Origin of the sequence: Bacillus sp. BML-BC051, from assembly GCF_019656175.1 — a bacterium.
Classification (GTDB): Bacteria; Bacillota; Bacilli; order Bacillales; family Bacillaceae_G; genus Bacillus_A; species Bacillus_A mobilis.
The window spans coordinates 45,438-62,890 of the sequence record NZ_BPLI01000053.1; the positions used below are offsets into that span (position 1 = coordinate 45,438).

17 protein-coding genes and 2 pseudogenes are annotated in these 17,453 nt (G+C 37.2%); 4 read left to right on the plus strand and 15 right to left on the minus strand.

What is annotated here, in order from left to right; genetic code table 11:
- Position 1 precedes the first annotated feature (1 nt).
- Positions 2 to 1,591, minus strand: a complete 1,590-nt coding sequence (locus K5S59_RS20910; RefSeq protein WP_120449563.1) for an ATP-binding protein — start codon at positions 1,589 to 1,591, stop codon at positions 2 to 4.
- A gap of 225 nt (positions 1,592 to 1,816) precedes the next feature.
- On the opposite strand from K5S59_RS20910, the gene K5S59_RS20915 reads away from it, so the two are divergent.
- Positions 1,817 to 3,139, plus strand: coding sequence for an MFS transporter (locus K5S59_RS20915; RefSeq protein WP_000035846.1), 1,323 nt, complete (start codon positions 1,817 to 1,819; stop codon positions 3,137 to 3,139).
- 584 nt (positions 3,140 to 3,723) lie between these two features.
- The gene (gene blaIII, locus K5S59_RS20920) at positions 3,724 to 4,674 is read left to right on the plus strand and encodes a class A beta-lactamase BlaIII (RefSeq protein WP_120449562.1); all 951 of its coding nucleotides are present in this window, start codon (positions 3,724 to 3,726) and stop codon (positions 4,672 to 4,674) included.
- 217 nt (positions 4,675 to 4,891) lie between these two features.
- On the opposite strand, the gene K5S59_RS20925 is transcribed toward blaIII, so the two are convergent.
- The 8 genes and pseudogenes from K5S59_RS20925 to K5S59_RS20960 all read right to left on the minus strand — a co-directional run bounded on the left by K5S59_RS20925 (position 4,892) and on the right by K5S59_RS20960 (position 11,104).
- Positions 4,892 to 5,050, minus strand: a complete 159-nt coding sequence (locus K5S59_RS20925) for a hypothetical protein (RefSeq protein WP_002087303.1) — start codon at positions 5,048 to 5,050, stop codon at positions 4,892 to 4,894.
- A gap of 156 nt (positions 5,051 to 5,206) precedes the next feature.
- The gene (locus tag K5S59_RS20930) at positions 5,207 to 5,368 is read right to left on the minus strand and encodes a hypothetical protein (RefSeq protein ID WP_162937125.1); all 162 of its coding nucleotides are present in this window, start codon (positions 5,366 to 5,368) and stop codon (positions 5,207 to 5,209) included.
- Between the two features lie 287 nt (positions 5,369 to 5,655).
- Entirely contained in the window at positions 5,656 to 6,180 is a 525-nt protein-coding gene (locus tag K5S59_RS20935) for a hypothetical protein (protein ID WP_048545554.1), read from the minus strand.
- Positions 6,181 to 6,755: 575 nt separating this feature from the next.
- Positions 6,756 to 7,725 (minus strand): annotated as a pseudogene (locus K5S59_RS20940) (ABC transporter ATP-binding protein).
- Positions 7,718 to 7,901, minus strand: a pseudogene (locus K5S59_RS20945) (ABC transporter ATP-binding protein); the annotation flags it as partial. The pseudogenes K5S59_RS20945 and K5S59_RS20940, both read right to left, overlap by 8 nt.
- Before the next feature lie 352 nt (positions 7,902 to 8,253).
- Positions 8,254 to 9,231, minus strand: a complete 978-nt coding sequence (locus K5S59_RS20950; RefSeq protein ID WP_120449560.1) for an ornithine cyclodeaminase family protein — start codon at positions 9,229 to 9,231, stop codon at positions 8,254 to 8,256.
- Between the two features lie 19 nt (positions 9,232 to 9,250).
- The gene (locus tag K5S59_RS20955) at positions 9,251 to 10,303 is read right to left on the minus strand and encodes a proline racemase family protein (protein WP_120449558.1); all 1,053 of its coding nucleotides are present in this window, start codon (positions 10,301 to 10,303) and stop codon (positions 9,251 to 9,253) included.
- A 339-nt stretch (positions 10,304 to 10,642) separates the two neighbouring features.
- Positions 10,643 to 11,104, minus strand: coding sequence for a VOC family protein (locus K5S59_RS20960; RefSeq protein ID WP_098257823.1), 462 nt, complete (start codon positions 11,102 to 11,104; stop codon positions 10,643 to 10,645).
- 165 nt (positions 11,105 to 11,269) lie between these two features.
- Between K5S59_RS20960 and K5S59_RS20965 the strand changes: the two genes are divergently transcribed.
- Positions 11,270 to 11,416 (plus strand): YflJ family protein, encoded by a 147-nt coding sequence (locus tag K5S59_RS20965; RefSeq protein WP_016089128.1) that lies wholly within the window; start codon positions 11,270 to 11,272, stop codon positions 11,414 to 11,416.
- 131 nt (positions 11,417 to 11,547) lie between these two features.
- On the opposite strand, the gene K5S59_RS20970 is transcribed toward K5S59_RS20965, so the two are convergent.
- The 3 genes from K5S59_RS20970 to K5S59_RS20980 all read right to left on the minus strand — a co-directional run bounded on the left by K5S59_RS20970 (position 11,548) and on the right by K5S59_RS20980 (position 15,527).
- A complete protein-coding gene (locus tag K5S59_RS20970) occupies positions 11,548 to 12,501 on the minus strand; it encodes a TRM11 family SAM-dependent methyltransferase (protein WP_001059327.1) in 954 nt (317 codons plus the stop codon).
- Positions 12,502 to 12,632: 131 nt separating this feature from the next.
- Complete coding sequence (locus tag K5S59_RS20975) at positions 12,633 to 14,222, minus strand: N-acetylmuramoyl-L-alanine amidase (protein WP_098959193.1); 1,590 nt, start codon at positions 14,220 to 14,222, stop codon at positions 12,633 to 12,635.
- A 255-nt stretch (positions 14,223 to 14,477) separates the two neighbouring features.
- Positions 14,478 to 15,527, minus strand: coding sequence for a M42 family metallopeptidase (locus K5S59_RS20980; protein WP_098959196.1), 1,050 nt, complete (start codon positions 15,525 to 15,527; stop codon positions 14,478 to 14,480).
- A gap of 126 nt (positions 15,528 to 15,653) precedes the next feature.
- Between K5S59_RS20980 and K5S59_RS20985 the strand changes: the two genes are divergently transcribed.
- Positions 15,654 to 15,833 carry a hypothetical protein gene (locus tag K5S59_RS20985; protein ID WP_120449556.1) on the plus strand — a complete coding sequence of 60 codons (180 nt, stop codon included), beginning with the start codon at positions 15,654 to 15,656 and terminating at the stop codon, positions 15,831 to 15,833.
- 21 nt (positions 15,834 to 15,854) lie between these two features.
- Here the strand turns inward: K5S59_RS20985 and K5S59_RS20990 are convergent, their stop codons facing one another.
- From K5S59_RS20990 to K5S59_RS21000, 3 genes are all read right to left on the minus strand, one after another.
- On the minus strand, positions 15,855 to 16,181 hold the full coding sequence (locus tag K5S59_RS20990; protein ID WP_001277346.1) for a nucleoside triphosphate pyrophosphohydrolase: 327 nt from the start codon (positions 16,179 to 16,181) through the stop codon (positions 15,855 to 15,857).
- Positions 16,182 to 16,198: 17 nt separating this feature from the next.
- Positions 16,199 to 16,516, minus strand: coding sequence for a hypothetical protein (locus tag K5S59_RS20995; protein ID WP_000720143.1), 318 nt, complete (start codon positions 16,514 to 16,516; stop codon positions 16,199 to 16,201).
- Positions 16,517 to 16,628: 112 nt separating this feature from the next.
- Positions 16,629 to 17,417 (minus strand): enoyl-CoA hydratase, encoded by a 789-nt coding sequence (locus K5S59_RS21000; protein ID WP_000454182.1) that lies wholly within the window; start codon positions 17,415 to 17,417, stop codon positions 16,629 to 16,631.
- Positions 17,418 to 17,453: the final 36 nt, after the last annotated feature.

Below are 17,453 nucleotides of genomic sequence, written 5' to 3' on the forward strand. Positions count from 1 at the left end.
GTCATGTACTTTCTCTCAATGTTTTCGGAAGGTAAATTGTAAAAATAGCTCCCCCATTTTTCTCGTTTTGAATTTCAATTGTTCCTTCTAGTAGATCTACCATTTCTTTCACGTTTGCTAGCCCGTAACCACGATCATTTCCTTTCGTTGAAAATCCTTTTTGAAAAATAGTTGCGATTTTTTCTGTCGGTACTCCCGCTCCACTATCTATCACTTCAAACACAATATCGTATCCAATATCCGTAACAAAGAAGGAAACACTCTTTCCCTCTCGTTCACTCACCGCATCAAATGCATTGTCGATTATGTTTCCAAGGATCGTAATAAGGTGTGAAACTTTTATATGGTCTGGTAACGGTTGAAGCGCACTATCTCCTTCAATATGAAAATCAATTTTCTTCTCAGATGCTGTTCCGATTTTTCCTAATAAAATAGCTTGTACTTTCGCATCATGAATTTGATGGAATAAAATATGGTTTTGGCTTTGATGAACATTAGATTCTTGCTGGATAAATTCAATCGCTTCTTTGTAATGTCCTAACTGAAGTAATCCTGATAAGACAAAAAGCTTATTTGTAAATTCATGTGTTTGAGCGCGTAAGTCCTCAGAATACTTTCTCACCTCAGATATTGTGTTAACAAGGTTTTGCAGTTCTGTTTTATCTCTAAAACTACATACAACGCCTACCGTACTGTTATTTTCGAGTATTGGTGTCATGTTTAAAATAAACACTTTATCTTGAAACGCGATTTCTTGATCGTTTTCTAGCACTCTTTCCATATTAAATTCCGGTAAAACTTTTGAAATGTGCTGCTGCATATAATCGTCATTTACATGCAGCATTTCTTCTGCCGAGGTGTTCATCATTGTAATAAAACCATTTTGATCAATAGCGATAATCCCTTCTTTTATAGATAGTAGTATCGCACTTCGTTCCCGGTATAACGCTGCAATTTCATTCGGTTCTAAACCGAGTGTATCTTTACGAATACTACGCGCTAAAAGAATGCCGCCAACAATTCCAACTAGTAACACCGCTAAAGAAAAGAGTATAATTTCTTTCGTTCTACTCAGTATGTTAGATTCAATACCTTTTATTAAAAACTCTACTGTCACAACGCCTACTACTTGATCGTAGTCTCCGTTATGAACAATAATAGGCGCCTTCGCCATTAAAGCTGGGCCACTTGCACCATTTCCTTCGAGCGTATAGTATCCTCCAAAAGTGAGTGCTTCATAGTTATATGGATTGTTACTCTTTGTGCCAATTAACTCCGAATTAGAATGGGAATACATAACCCCATAGCGATCTTCTATAATGACATAATCTGCACCAGCTTGCTCACGAACTTGTTCCGCAATGGATTGAATCGTACTTTTATGCTCGTTGTATTGAAAAGCATCTTTTATAGCTGGCATAAAAGAAAGTGACTTCGCCGTTTGCAGTGCTAGCTGCTCTACTTGACGCTTCGTATCAACGGACTGAATATAAACAAATATTCCTGCTAACAGGAGAACGACAAATAAAATTAACGTAATAATTAAGCTTACTATTTTCGTTTGCAATGATACTTTACTTGATTTCTTCATGCTTCATATCCTTTGATAAAATATTCAAAAATATCAATCTCCTTTTTCTATTATTATGACAAAACTAATAATGAAGCAACTATTAAAACTCTCCATGTACATAAAGTACAAAAAGAATAAAATTGTCATAATATTGAGATTTTATTCTATAAACAGTACAATTCAACTACATTGAACACGCTTTCATAATTATCATTTTATTTATAAGCAAGAGGAGGAATTATTATGGCTCAAGCAAAATCAAACCGAGTCGCCGGCAATATCTTTAAAGGTTCCGTCGGCAATTTAATTGAATGGTACGACTGGTACGTTTACTCTGCTTTCGCTGTTTACTTCTCAGCAGAGTTCTTTCCTAAAGGAGATCCAACGAGTCAGTTATTGAACACAGCAGCTATTTTCGCAGTCGGATTTTTAATGCGCCCTATCGGAAGTTTATTAATGGGACGCTATGCAGATCGGCACGGACGCCGGGCAGCATTAACCCTTTCCATTACGGTTATGGCCGGTGGTTCTTTAATTATCGCCTGTACACCTAGTTACGAAAGTATCGGTATTATGGCGCCAATTATTTTAGTTCTCGCCCGCTTACTGCAAGGATTATCACTCGGCGGAGAGTACGGAACTTCCGCAACATATTTATCTGAAATGGCTAGTAGTGGACGCCGTGGTTTTTATTCAAGTTTTCAATATGTAACGCTCGTTGCTGGGCAAATGGTTGCGTTAGGCGTTCAAATTGTTCTTCAGCAATTACTAAGCGAACCAGATATGAAAGCTTGGGGATGGCGTATTCCATTCATTATTGGTGCGATGGGAGCAGTAGCTGTATTATGGCTTCGACGTACAATGGATGAATCAGAGCAGTTCTCAAATATGGAATCGAAAAACCGCGAAAGCGCAGGAACCGTTCGCGCTCTTATGAAACACCCGAAAGCAGTATTAACAGTAGTCGGCCTAACACTAGGGGGCACTGTTGCATTCTATACGTACACAACATATTTACAAAAGTTCATGGTAAACACAGTCGGTCTCCCGAAAGAAGTTGTAAGCTGGATTAACTTTGCCGCACTACTTATATTCGTTGTACTTCAACCAATTGCAGGGCTATTATCCGATAAAATTGGACGCCGCCCACTATTAATGGCTTTCGGTATTCTCGGAACTTTACTAACAGCACCAATCTTCTTCTTTATGGAAAAAACAACAGAACCAATCGTAGCATTTTTACTCATGATGGTCGGACTTATTATCGTTACTGGTTACACTTCCATTAACGCAATTGTAAAAGCAGAACTCTTCCCAACCGAAATTCGCGCACTCGGCGTAGGTTTACCGTATGCACTAACTGTTGCGATATTTGGCGGAACAGCCGAATTCATCGCTTTATGGCTAAAGAGCATCGGAATGGAGTCACTATTCTACTTTTATGTAGCTGGATGTATCGCGATAAGCTTTATTACGTATTGGCGTATGGATGAGTCATCGAAGACTTCGCAGATTGAGGCGGAGCTTAGTGGTGGAGATAAACTAGCTAATAATAAATCTAGTTAAAATTACGTATTCTATGTTCTTCGTTTACCTGAACTCGATTTGCTTTATCTAAAAAAGCATAATTCATTAATATACAATTTAAAAACCTCTACTTATATGTAGAGGTTTTGTATGACGAAAAAACACGTAGTTCCATTGTTATTTTACAAACCCCAAATTCTTCCTCATCTTAAAGTGGAACAAATTTATTACTTAGAGTGTCTAATAAGTGTATTTCTAATAGTAGTTGTCCAGATTGGATACAACATATCCCGTTTGACATCTATTTTTATGTATTACAAAAAAAAAGAAAGGACTTATTATTCCCAAAAGTAAAAAATATGTATTGTAATACTTTCACAGGTGAACCATTACAAGTGAAAACAAAAAAGAAATAACCCAAACCGTGACTTATCAATCATATAAAGTGAAACTTTAATCAGTGGGGGTCTTACTGCCCGTTAATGCGGGATAAACGTTTTGGATGTCCTTTAACCTGTGAAATTTTAGCTGCAGTAGTATTGTTACCCTATGCCATCTTTAATTGCATTGGTATTTAGAATACTAGACAAAATCCATATATTTTTGAAAGAGGTTGAAAATTTATGTTCGTTTTAAACAAGTTCTTTAACATTTTACATTACAAAAAGATTGTGCCTGTAGTATTACTTTCATGTGTATCACTTATAGGATGTTCCAATAGTAACACTCAATCTGAACCACCTAAACAAACGAATCAAGCTAATCAAATTAAACAAGAAAATACAACAGGTAACCAATCTTTCGCTAAACTTGAAAAAGAATATGATGCTAAGCTTGGTATTTATGCACTGGACACAGGTACAAATCAAACTGTTGCTTATCATTCAGATGATCGTTTTGCATTTGCATCTACATCTAAATCATTAGCTGTGGGCGCTCTTTTACGCAAGAACTCATTAGAAGCTCTTGATCAAAGGATTACGTATACTCATGAAGATCTTTCTAATTATAATCCAATTACTGAAAAGCATGTTGATACAGGACTGACGTTAAAAGAACTTGCAGATGCTTCTGTTCGATATAGTGACAGCACAGCACATAATTTGATTCTTAAACAGTTAGGGGGGCCCTCTGAATTTGAAAAAATCTTGAGAGAAATGGGAGATACTGTTACTACTTCAGAACGATTTGAACCTGAATTAAATAAAGTGCATCCAGGAGAAACACATGATACCAGCACACCAGAAGCGATAGCTAAGACACTTCAATCATTTACATTAGGAACTGCACTTCCAATAGAAAAACGTGAACTATTAGTAGATTGGATGAAGAGAAATACAACTGGAGATAAATTGATTCGTGCGGGCGTACCAAAAGGATGGGAAGTAGCTGATAAAACAGGCGCGGGATCTTACGGAACAAGAAATGATATCGCAATTATTTGGCCACCAAATAAAAAGCCGATTGTTCTTGCTATACTTTCTAATCATGATAAAGAAGATGCTAAATACGATGATAAACTTATTGCAGACGCAACCAAGGTCGTGTTAAACACCTTAAAAGCTACGGAATAAATGATAATAGGTTAAAAGTTTTCTATTTTAGGCGGGTGTTTTCATCAACTAAAAATTTAATAGTGTCCCAAAAACGAAATTTGGCGCTAACTTGTAATAAAAAGCTCATTTTTATTGTTTGGGGATAAATGATTCTTTAAGCTTGATGGCAATTTGGTGCTATTCCTAAAACATCTGGACTGTAATAGCCAACTAAAAAATGCAAACAAAAAGACCTTTAGTCAGTCGTTTTGTTTGCATTTCCTTTTTCTAAAACTACAGAAAAGATAAGTACTATAGTTAACACCATAATAAACCTTACTTCACTTCCATCACTTACAAAAAATGAATACAAAGTATAAATTAAAATTAATATTCCATAAATAACTTTGTGCAATGAACTCCCCCCTTTTTGCCGTATATATTTTAGTCTAAAAATTTAATTCAAGCCCTATATCAAAATGAAAATAAAAATAAAAAGCACCTGTGATATACACAAAGTGCTTTTCTCTTGTCAATTTATCTATTTTCACTATATTTATCTATTTTCTTTTTATAACTCAAATTTCTTCGAATCATACTTTTCTAGAGTTTGCTGCCATTCATTTTGTTCATATGGAATATATTTATCTGTCTGTACATCTTCAACATTTTCTCCACCTGTTAATAATCTCCTGTACTTAAAAGAGTGCCCTGTTAATACTGTTGTAATCATTTTGTATTGCCCTCCTTTTGTTTGATTACTTGTATCATAAAACAAGTATCTGAAGTTAATATGTAGTCCATCTAGAGTGTATGTAAATTTAGAAAATCTCTAATAAAATGTTTATGTTGTAACGTTACCACCAAAACTAGTGCTTCCAACACCATGATTTGAAGAGACAGTAACCTATATTCTAGCCTCAATTCCTCCTACAGTTCTATATTGAGTAAAACTAGTTAATCCCTACAATATAAAAAGAGCACCCCTTTTGGATGCTCTTCGTTATAACTATATATTATTTAATTTCCCTCTTTTGTTGGTACCATTTTTCCTTCTTGAGAGTCTGTACCCTCTGTTCTTTCAACAGTTTTTGCATGTTCTGGTTTTTCAGGGGCTCCCATTTCAAATCCAGATTGAGAATCTGTACCTTCTTTTGCTGGTACCATTTTTCCTTCTTGAGAACCTGTACCTTCTGTTCTTTCAACAGTTTTTGCATGTTCTGGTTTTTCAGGGGCTCCCATTTCAAATCCAGGCTGAGAATCTGTACCTTCTTTTGTTGGTATCATTTTTCCTTCTTGAGAACCTGTACCTTCTGTTCTTTCAACAGTTTTTGCGTCTCCTTTAGGAGTTGCTGGCACTGCATCTTTAGGTAAATCAAAGTTTTGTGAGAAAGACATTGTTCCATCTGCACTTTGTGTAATTACTTGATTTGAACTATTTTCATTTGACTTTAAATTGTCCATTTTCGCATCATCTGCACCTACTGCACCTCCCGCTACCAATCCTGTACTTAAAAGTGCTCCTGCTAATAATGTTTTAATCATTTTTCATTACCTCCTGTTTATTTGTAATATTCATCAAAAAAGTATCTAGAGTTAATGTTTTAGTCATTATCTTTATCTACTTGCTTTTTTGATTACATTTAGCATAAGACAAGAATCTATAGTTGATATGGACTGTATCTGGAGATTATGTAAAGAAAAATAGATGATCAATTGTATATCCTAATGGATGCTTAGACAAAATTGAAACTTTATATGAGTTTGAACAATTGAGTTCCCCTTTGTTTTTGGGTGTAAGGTTTTTAGCTGGAGTGGAGTGAGGACTAACCTTTTCTAATTTGAAAGCAAACTTTTTATTATTAGTTTACATTCAAAACACTGTAAATAAAGATGTTAAAAGTCCGTGAACAAAACACCACATCTCACTGATGTCCACCCCATCAGAAGTATGGAAGGGAATTAAATATAATCCTCCCCTGTCTTTATGCATTGAGATAGAAAAAATTATAAATATAGACTTAAATATTTTTTTGAAAGGATATTATTTAACGTTACAAGCCATACCAGTTATCATATTACCAACTGAAATACCACCAGGTTCCCCCGATGCTCTCCCTCTAAAACAAATGACAAGCCACCTCATGCCCCTTCTCAATCTCAACCATCTTCGGTACTTCCTGCGCGCATTTTTCAGTGGCGAATTTGCAGCGCGTTCTGAATTTGCAGCCGGATGGTGAGTTTAGCGGGCTTGGTACTTCGCCTTGCAGGATGATCCGTTCTTTGCCTGTGCTTGTTGGGTCTGGTTCTGGCATGGATGAGAGTAGTGCTTGTGTGTATGGATGTGCCGGTTTTGTGTATAGGTCTTCGCTGTCGGCAATTTCTACTATGTTTCCTAGGTACATGACTCCGATTCTGTCTGATATGTGCCGTACCATTGATAGGTCATGTGCGATGAATAAGTATGTGACACCTGTTTCTTCTTGGATGTCTTGCAGCATGTTTACGACTTGTGCTTGGACTGAGACATCTGGTGCTGAGATTGGTTCGTCACATAGGATAAAATCTGGTTTTACAGATAGTGCGCGCGATGCTGATGCGCTGTCTTTGTCCTCCGCTAAATTCGTGCGGGTAGCGATATAAGTGTTCTTCTTTTAGGCCTACCTTTTTTAGCAGGTCTAAGATGATTTCTTTTTGTTCTTCTTTTTCATAAGTGCCGTGAATGTTCATTGGTTCGCTAATAATTTGGAATACATTCATTGCTGGGTTTAATGATGCGTATGGATCTTGGAAAATGATTTGCATTCGTTTTCTATATTCTTTTAGTTCACTTTCCTTTAAACTTGCGATGTCTTTTCCGTCGAATAGGATGTTCCCTGAAGTGACATCGTGTAAACGAATGATGCTTCTTCCTGTCGTTGATTTTCCGCAGCCCGATTCGCCTACTAATCCGAATGTTTCACCTTTTTTAATTGTGAAGCTTAAGTCATCGACTGCTTTTAATTGCTCTATTTTTCTGCCGAATAGTCCCTTTTTAATAGGAAAATATTTTTTTAAGTTCCGAACTTCAATTAAGTTTTCTTCATGCATGTGAATCACCTACCGCCCTATCGTTTAACCAACACATGGAACGTCTTTCGTTTCCGATTTCAAAATATGGCGGACGTTCTTTTTCACAAATGTCCATCGCATGCGGGCAAGGAGTTTAATAGCCCTTTCGTATATGGATAATTCGGTGATTGGAAAATATCAAATACAGGTCCTTCTTACATGATTCTTTCTTGTGAATTGTTTCTATATTTTATATTAATAGAGTTTGTTATTCAAAGTTAAGACCATAACACTCAAAATAGGAAAACAAAAATGAAAAAGGCTACTTTGATACCAAGTAGTCAATGTGTCCTATCAGAAAGGTGTTGTAACCTACAAAGAAATTAATTTATATGCTGATCAACTTGTCTTCAAACTGAAAGATGGAAAAATTGAAACATACTTCTCGTTAAAATCTTGTATGCATAATAAATGGATAAAAAGTTAGAAAATCCATAGGATAAGCCTTCTGCTTGCCCGCAACCGTACCACGCCCACAAACAAAAAAGACCACCAAAAGGCAGTCCCTCAAAACTCAATCCTATTCCTCACCCCATTCTCCACCGCTCTCTCATACAAATACTTCGCAACGATAATATCTACCACTGCCAAACCAACCGATTTAAAAATAGTAATCTCTTCATCGCTCTCTCTACCAGGTTTTTCTCCGCTTATGATTTGACCAAGTTCAGCATGAATGTCGCTTGCTTCAAATAAACCTTCTCGCACTGGAACTTGAAGGTCACCTGTTTCTTCTAGTGCTGCTTCTTTTGATTCGACTACTACTTTGTTTGCATTAGCGATGGCGTGAGATGGTAGTTCTTGCATGTTCGGTTTGAATGAACCGACGGCGTTTATGTGGACGCCTTTTTGTAGTTTTTCTGAGAAGACTGGTGTGGATGCGTTCGTAGTTGTGACGATGATGTCTGCTTCGCTTATCGCTTCATTTGCATTTGTGTGCACATAAGCAGGTTTATTGAATCTTTCTTGTATATATTGCGCAAATGCATATGCTTTTTCTTCTGTTCGATTGTATAAAATGACTTTTTCAATATCTCTCACCGCAAATACAGCTTCGGCAATCCCTTTTGCCTGTTCACCGGTCCCGATGATGCATAACGTTTTTGCGTTATGACGAGCTAAATGTTTTGTCGCTACTCCTGATAGGGCGCCTGTTCGAATCATCGTTAAGTAGGATCCTTCTAAAAGTGCGAGCGGTTCTCCCGTTTGAAAGTCTGATAGCATCACAATTCCGTTTATCGTTTTCTTTCCTATCTTTTTGTTCTCGGGGACTACAGTTACTACTTTTAAACCAAGTGCCTCAAGTCCTTCCGCTACTGAAGGCATAATTAAGGCCGTATTTTTCTCGTTCGCAAATGGTAATGAGCCGCGTATTGGTGTGATTGTTCTTTCTGCGGAAAATTCTTTTAAAGCAAGCGCCGCGTATTCAATGACTTCGTTCATATTTACTAAATTTCGTTGTTCGTTCGCGCTTATAACTAGCACATCTTTCCACCTCCTTCTTCTATCCTAACAAAAATCCCCGATTCAAATCATCTCTCGGGTCTACAACGAACTGATGAAATCCTGTAATAAATGCATGCCCCGTTACTTTCGGAACGACAGCTTCATATGTATCTACCACTGTTACGGACAATACTTCTCCTTCGAATTTTCCGTCAGTAATGCATTCATGAACGAAAATTTCTCCCTTTTGTAGGGCATCTCTTTCAAAAAGAGTTGCGATTCTTGCGGAAGTCCCTGTGCCGCAAGGAGAACGATCTACTTGCCCATCAGCGAAAATCGTTACATTTCGTAAAGTTGCGTCTTTTCCTTTCGGTTCATCTGAGAAAATAACGCCGTATATTCCTTTTAATCCTTCTTCAAGTGGATGTTTTACTTCCATTTTGCTCTCGATGTAGTGCTTAATTTTACCGCCCCACGTTTGAATAGCAGCTAAGTCTTTGAAATCAACCTTCAAACCAAATTCTTTACTATCCACCACAGCATAAAAAGCTCCGCCAAACGCGATATCTACTTGAAATTCATAGTCATCTATTTTAATAGGAACGTCTTTTTTGTATACAAATGAAGGGACATTTTCAAATGATACGGACTCTACTTCACTCCCATTATATTTCGCGTATGCAATCACTTCTCCAGCAGGGCTATCAATAGTGAACTTTTGTTTCTCACCTGTCACTTCAAACATACCGGTTTCAATTCCGACTGTAATAACAGCAATAATGCCATGACCACACATCGTACTCCAGCCTTCATTGTGCATAAATAATACGCCAAAATCAGCATGAGCACTTGCAGGCGGAGTAATGATACAACCGTACATGCCGTGATGTCCTCTCGGTTCATACATAAGAATTTCGCGAAGATGATCCAAATGTTCCATACAGTACGCGCGTCTTTCTAGCTGCGTTTCTCCTTTTATTTCTGGCACGCCGCCTGTAATAATTCGAAGTGGTTCCCCAGCTACATGAGCATCAATCGTCGTGTACACTTTACTAACCTTCATTTCTATCTCTCCCCTATATGTTGATACTATTTTTATTGCAAATATCATGCCAACGCATAGGGTATAAAATTGTATACATTGTGTAAAAAAGCATACACTACTGTCTATTTTTTTATACAGTAGACAGTAAATGATTATTAGCCCGCACAAAACAAAAAAGCCATAACGTCACTACTTGAGCAACATTATGGTTCCTTTTTTAATTATTTCGCGGGATTTGTGCCAAAATCAAATTTATCCCGCATTTAACGGGCAGTAAGACCCCCACCTCAAAATTCAGCGAAAGCAAAGAAGTTAGGTGGGGGATCAACTGCCCGTAAAAGCCCGATTGGTTCAACTAATAATCAGTGGGGGATGAACAAAACCCCCACTGATTAAAGTTTCACTTTATATTTCACTCGGCAATTTTTCCCACTCACTTAAATGCATGACATCTTGTTTTACGTTTTTCTTTTCAGGAAGTAAACATAGAAACTCTAAAGAATTACCGTCAGGATCATAAAAATAAAGATTTGCAGTAGGTGTCCACGTCTGGACCATAGGCTCAGATGGTTCAAGACCGAAAGCGGCCCTTGGGTTTATTCCTTTATTAAGAAGCCATTCCCTTGCATGAATGATTTCTTCATAGTTAACCTTGAATGCAAAGTGACTTTTATGGAATTCCTCTTCTGATACCTCCCAAATGCCCAGCATTTGTTCCTTCTTATTATCTTTATCAAACCAAAAGAATGCTACACGGCGGTCTTCAATCGTACGAGCATGAAATAACCCAAGTTTCGTATAAAACTCTTTTGCTACTTCTAAATTTCTTGTTTTAACATGTGTTTCATATAAAGTACCTGGAAACAAAACATATTCCCCCTTTATATTTTTAGAAATTCTTACTATAAAGCCTATTTTAATAAACTAGAAATAGAAGTCTCCTTACATGTTTTTTTGATTTTGTAACCCTAAAAAAGAAAATTCTCTCACCCTGCCACATATACTGTTCAAAAGCAAAAAGGAAGTGATCCAATGTACTACGGAACAAAAGGCTGGTACGTAGCTGAACTAAAGAAATTAGGCGTACGCTATCACGAAGGACGAAAACTAGAAAGTTACCGCGGACACGTCTTGCGCAATTTACTAACTGCAGAACAAGAGAAGACAAAAAAAGAGTAATCTGTTATCGATTGCTTCTCGGCATTTATCAGTGATTCAACAATTCCCGCCAAATCACTCCTCCATTCCACCAACCAATCACACACCAATACAAAGCAAAAAAGGTCACCCAAACGGGTGACCTTCTTTTCTTATTCACAAACGAGAATTTGTCTAGTAAATGATCCTTTTCTTGTAACACAGCGATCTGTAATTTCAAATCCTGCTTCATGAATCATGTCGTCCATTGTTTCCATCGTGACAACGACTACTTTTTTAGCGATGCGGCGTGCACTTGAAAGAATGGAGAACTGGTCTTCTGGTGTTGCATGTGTAAATAAGTCGTACGGCATATCGATAATGGCAACGTCGTAGTTCTCCGTAATTTCCTCGATTGGACCTTTTGTAACTGTTCCTTCAAACCCGAAATGTGCAATGTTTTTTCTCGTTCCAAGCACAACAAGTGGATTAATATCTCTACCAACGATGTTAATCCCCATAGAAAGTGCTTCCACTACTACTGTTCCAATACCGCAGCACGGGTCAATCGCTCGTACTCCATCTGGATTTGGTACAGCAATATTGGCAACTGATCTCGCAACACGTGTGCTAAGAGATGTCGAATAACTATGCGGTTTTTTTATGTGATGATACCAAACTGGCTCACTTTCTACATAGTGTCCGAAGTACCAGCGTCCTCCAAGAGGAACAATCCCGAATACACGCTCTGGATTACGAACATCCGCTTCTCCCTCAATATGCATACCGAGGTCGCGTTCAATGAGACGTCTTTCCCCATATTCAATTTTATTTTCTTTCCCAAGATCATTGATTTTAACGAAGATAACTTTAAATGACGCCCCCGCCAAATCAATTTGTTCCACTTGTTTTAAAATACTTTCTAAGTCGTCGCCTTCATACATAACTTCAACGCGCTCTTTTATAAACGCACTTCTACTTGGGTCAATTTTGACATCACTTTTCAAAATATTAACGTGAGACTCCGTTCCAAAGAACGAGCGCATTTCCAAATAACATAAAGCACGCTCCTCCTCGCGAAATGCATACGTATATATACATGCAGGTGTTTTACTATGATTATTCAATCTATTATCATCCTCTATATCGTTATAATTACAATACTTTTTCATATAAAATTAAATGATATCACATGCCTGAAATAAAGAGAAACGTTAATAAATAAAAGAGACTGCCATTGGCAATCTCTTTTGATGTATTAACGGAAAGAAGATACGCTATTACCCTTCGCTTCGTAATAATCTAAAATACCTTGATAAATCGCTTCCGCTGCAGCTTGTCTCTGTTTTGGTGTAGCAATTTTATCTGCATCACTTTTATTATCTACAAATGCTAATTCTGTTAATACAGCTGGCATTGTATTTTCTCTAGTTACGTATAAGTCCTGATGTCTTATACCACGATCTTTTGTTCCAAGTGCTGCTACAAGACGGTCTTGAATTTTTTGTGCTAATAACATACTGTCTTCTACATGCGGATTCGTTACTTTTGCTCTTGCTGACTGATAATATAACGTTTCTGTACCTTGTCCATTTTTCTTTTCAGAACCATTAGCATGGATACTTACAAAAATATCTCCATTATGTTCCTGTGCAAATTCTACACGTTTTTTCAATGAATCTGTTGAGTCTACTCCTGGACGTGTATTATCTGTACGAGTGAACATAACAGTAAATGGTGCCTTTTGCTCAAATATTTTCTTTAATCGTAACGATACGTCTAATACAGTTTGACTTTCTTTCTCATAATAACCAGGATTACCCGAGTCAATTCCACCGTGACCTGGATCAATAATAATCGCTTTACCTTCTAAGAAGTTCCCTTGTTTTACTGGGTTTAATTGATTTTTATCAACCCACTGGAATCCAGCGCCTACGCGAATACGAATCCAGCTGCCGCTCTCTTCCATAATCGTTACTGTTTGTGCATTATATGTACCTAGCACTTTAGAACTATGTGAAGCTGTTTCATATGCAGTAAAGTCTTGGTTAATCGTTTCTGTTTTTTCTGTTAGAGGTGTCCACTTCTCACCTTTACTTGTTACAATTTTTAACCAGCCGTCTGCTCTTTGCTCTTTCACTTCAACCATTTGTGGCTTATGCTGAACGTCAGTAATACCAGATGATAATGATGGTTGATGATATGTAATAAAGTTTCTGTTCATGTACATTCTTTTTGATGTATTTGTTTTATCTTTATCAGCCATTGCAATGAACTGAGCTGCTTCCGCACGAGTTACAGTTCCTTCAGGATTCCAGCCACTTCCCGTACCCTTAGAAATCTCTAAAGCTACTAAAATATTAGCTTGTTTCTTACCCCAATGAGGTTCCAAATCTTTAAACTGTGTTGGAAGTTCTCCAATAATTTTCTTATCTAATGAGTACGCTTGTACTAACATAGATGCCATAGATGCACGGTTAATTTTACCGAATGGATTGAAATTACCAGTACCATCTCCACTAATTGCACCTGCTTTTTCCACTGCAGCAATGTATGGTGCTGCCCAATGGCTTTGTGCATCTTTAAAAGATGGCTTTGCTTTTAGATCAATTGGTAAACCAAGAACGACTGCTAAGATTTTTGCAGCTGATCCTCTATCTACTGCTTCAGATGGAGAAAACGTTCCATCTGGCTTTCCATCAAGCGCTTTTTTTCCTACTAAATAATCAACTGATTCTTGCGCCCATGTAGGAACATCCGAAAACTTCTTCGCTGCTGCGAAACTACTTACTGGAGACGATAATAAACTTGCGGCTAAAATACCTGCCGCGACTGCACGATACTTCATAAAAAATAATACTCCTCTCGATAATCATCTTTTTAATAACGCGTAATCTTAATATATAAATCAAAGTAAATCCGAACAAAAAAAATTAATGCGCCTCTATTATTTTATAATACTCGAATTATGTAGTAAACCTACTTTCTTAATATTGTAAAATAAAATACAATTAATTTATTTTTTGTTAAATAAAGTCGTTCAAACTCGCTTTAAATCGACCTCCACAAAAAATAGGCTACCTCTGGCAGCCTATTTCTTTTCTTACTCCGTAATCATCTCTGATAATACATATGCATAAACAAGTGCTTCTGTATGTGCAATCGAGCTTTCATGTGTGCGCTCAAATGCATGAGAAGAATCAATACCCGCTCCAATTAATGCATGTTTCACATCAAATCCAGCGTGAATCGCAGCTGATGCATCCGATCCATAGTACGGATAAATATCTACTTTATATTCGATATTGTTCGTTTTCGCGAGCTCTACTAAATGTTTACGTAGTGCATAATGATACGGACCACTAGAGTCTTTTGCACAAATAGATACTGTATACTCGTCAGATGCTTGTCCATCACCTAACGCTCCCATATCAACCGCTAAATACTCAACCGTTTCTTCTGGAATGTTAGAGTTACCACCGTATCCAATCTCTTCATTATTAGAAATTAAGAAATGAGTTGTATATGGTAATGTTACGTTTTCGTCTTGTAATCTCTTAATTAATTTTAATAAAATCGCAACACTTACTTTGTCATCTAAATGACGTGATTTTATGTATCCACTCTCTGTAATTTGAACACGCGGATCGAATGAAACGAAGTCTCCTACTTCAATTCCTAATTCGCGTACTTCATCAGCTGAAAAGACACGCTCATCAATACGAACCTCAATATTTTTCTCATCGCGTTTCGCTTCACCTGCATCTTTATATACATGCACAGATGTTTGATGCATTAAGATCGTCCCTGTATACGTCTTACCACTTGATGTTTCAATTTCGCAATATTCCCCTTCTACAGAGTTCCAGCGAAATCCACCAATCATAGAAAGACTTAGACGACCGTCAGGCTTAATTTCTTTCACCATCGCCCCTAACGTATCAACGTGTGCCGTTAATAAACGGTGCTGTGCATCATTTTTTCCTTTTACCGTTAAAATAAGAGCGCCTTTATTGTTACGCTTCGTTTCTACATTCCACTCACTTACATAGTTTTCAATAAAACGAATGATTTTCTCTGTATTTCCAGACGGGCTCGGAATAGAGACAAGCTCCTTAATCAGTTCCATCGTTTCTTTCGCATGATGTGCCATTGTCGTTTCCTCCTCATTTTTCCTATTATTTAGTATACAAAATTTGCTAGAAAACCTCTACTCATATAGCTTAATTTTCTGAACTGTAGTAAAATTCACTTTAGTATACAAAAGGAGTTATACAATATGAATATATCAAAAAAATATGTACACATTGCAATCATTTGGTTTTTAGCATCATTACTTTGTTTACAAGTTTCTTATGCAGTTCATACTACTACTTCTATTACAATTGGCTGGGTAGTAACAGCTATCTTCTTCATTATTAGTTTAATTGCAACAAAAAAGCATAGCGTTAATGAGTAACGCTATGCTTTTCCTACAAATCTATTCTTCTGAAACATCTAATAAATAAATGCCTCTTTCAAATCCACCGCGCTCTATTTCTTTTTGCTTACGAAGACGCTCTACATCTTCAATTGTTGCGCCTTCTGCACGCGCTAATGAAATAATTACTTCCAGTGCATCCGCAAGAGAATCAAGCGCATGTTCACGCTCTTTCATGGAAGCAAATTCACGAATTTCTTCCGTTCCAATTTTCGCTAAAGCTTGTATGTATGCGTGTCCTGTTAATTTTTGTGCTGTATATGTTTTTCCAGACATCAAAATCTTCTCTGGAACACGGTCTCTTACTAACTTGTTATATGCTGACATCATTCATCCTCCTATGTTTAATAACATCCGAGCTCTGCTTTATAGAAAAACCATTCTTTCTTCACGCACGCACTAAGCATATCAATTCCTGATCCATGTGCTCTTACGTGAGGAAAGAAATAGTGCTCTGATTCTTCTTCCTTACCATATAAAGTTTGGTACTCATCTGGAATTGCTTCTTTTTTCACATCTTTTTCTTTCGTCACCTTGCCAGAAAACGCAACGCTTGGATGTCCTTCAAAAAACAAAGCAGTCCGTACCGCCATAGATGGTGTACTATGCAACGCATAATATGCTATGACAATTATGCCGATAACACCGATAATTTTCTTCATATATTACTCCTTAAAAAAAGTGCTAACACAATTATACTAAAATGTGTTAGCACTTTCTCCCCTTTACCTTAAATTAACCGGCAGTAAAACCGCCATTCATTCAAAATTCACTTTATTCCCCTTTAAATGCTGGCAAACGTTTTTCTAAAAATGCAGCAATGCCTTCTTTATGATCCGCTGTTTGTCTCATCGCATATTGGCCGCGTTTTTCAAGCTGCAATGTTTGTTCTAAATTAGAGCGGTTTACTTCACATAAAATTTGCTTCGTTTGAATCATCGCTTTAATCGGCTTTTGTGACCATTCACTAATTTTTTGCTTCACAGCCGTTTGGAAATCCTCGCCGATTACTTCATCAATTAAGCCGATATCAAGCGCTTCTGTTGCTGATAATTTCTTTCCTTCCCAAATAATTTGCTTCGTCATGTTTTCACCGACACGCTTTTGAAGGAAGAAATGGCCGCCACCATCTGGAATTAAAGCGATTCCAATAAAGTTCATCGCAATAATGGATGAAATATCCGCCATCACATAATCAGCTGTTAATGCAATACTTAATCCAAGACCAGCAGTTGGTCCATGAATCGCACTAATAACAAGCTTCGGCATCGTATATAACGTTACAACAACTTCAGAAATAGTATTCATAATACCATCAAACTTGCTTTCATCATTACTTGAAAGCATCGATTTAATATCTCCACCCGCAGAAAAACCACGGCCGTTTCCGCATAACACTACAATGTGTGCAGAACTCTCCGCTACTTCTTTCAGTTTTTGTAATAGCTCTTTTAACGTTGGCTCATCTAATGCATTTAACACCTCTGGGCGATTGACCATAACCGTTGCAACGCGCCCTTCATATTTCACAACAACAGATTCTGTTTTACTTGTTACTTCCATTATATACCCCTCTTTTCTACATAAAGTGAAACTTTA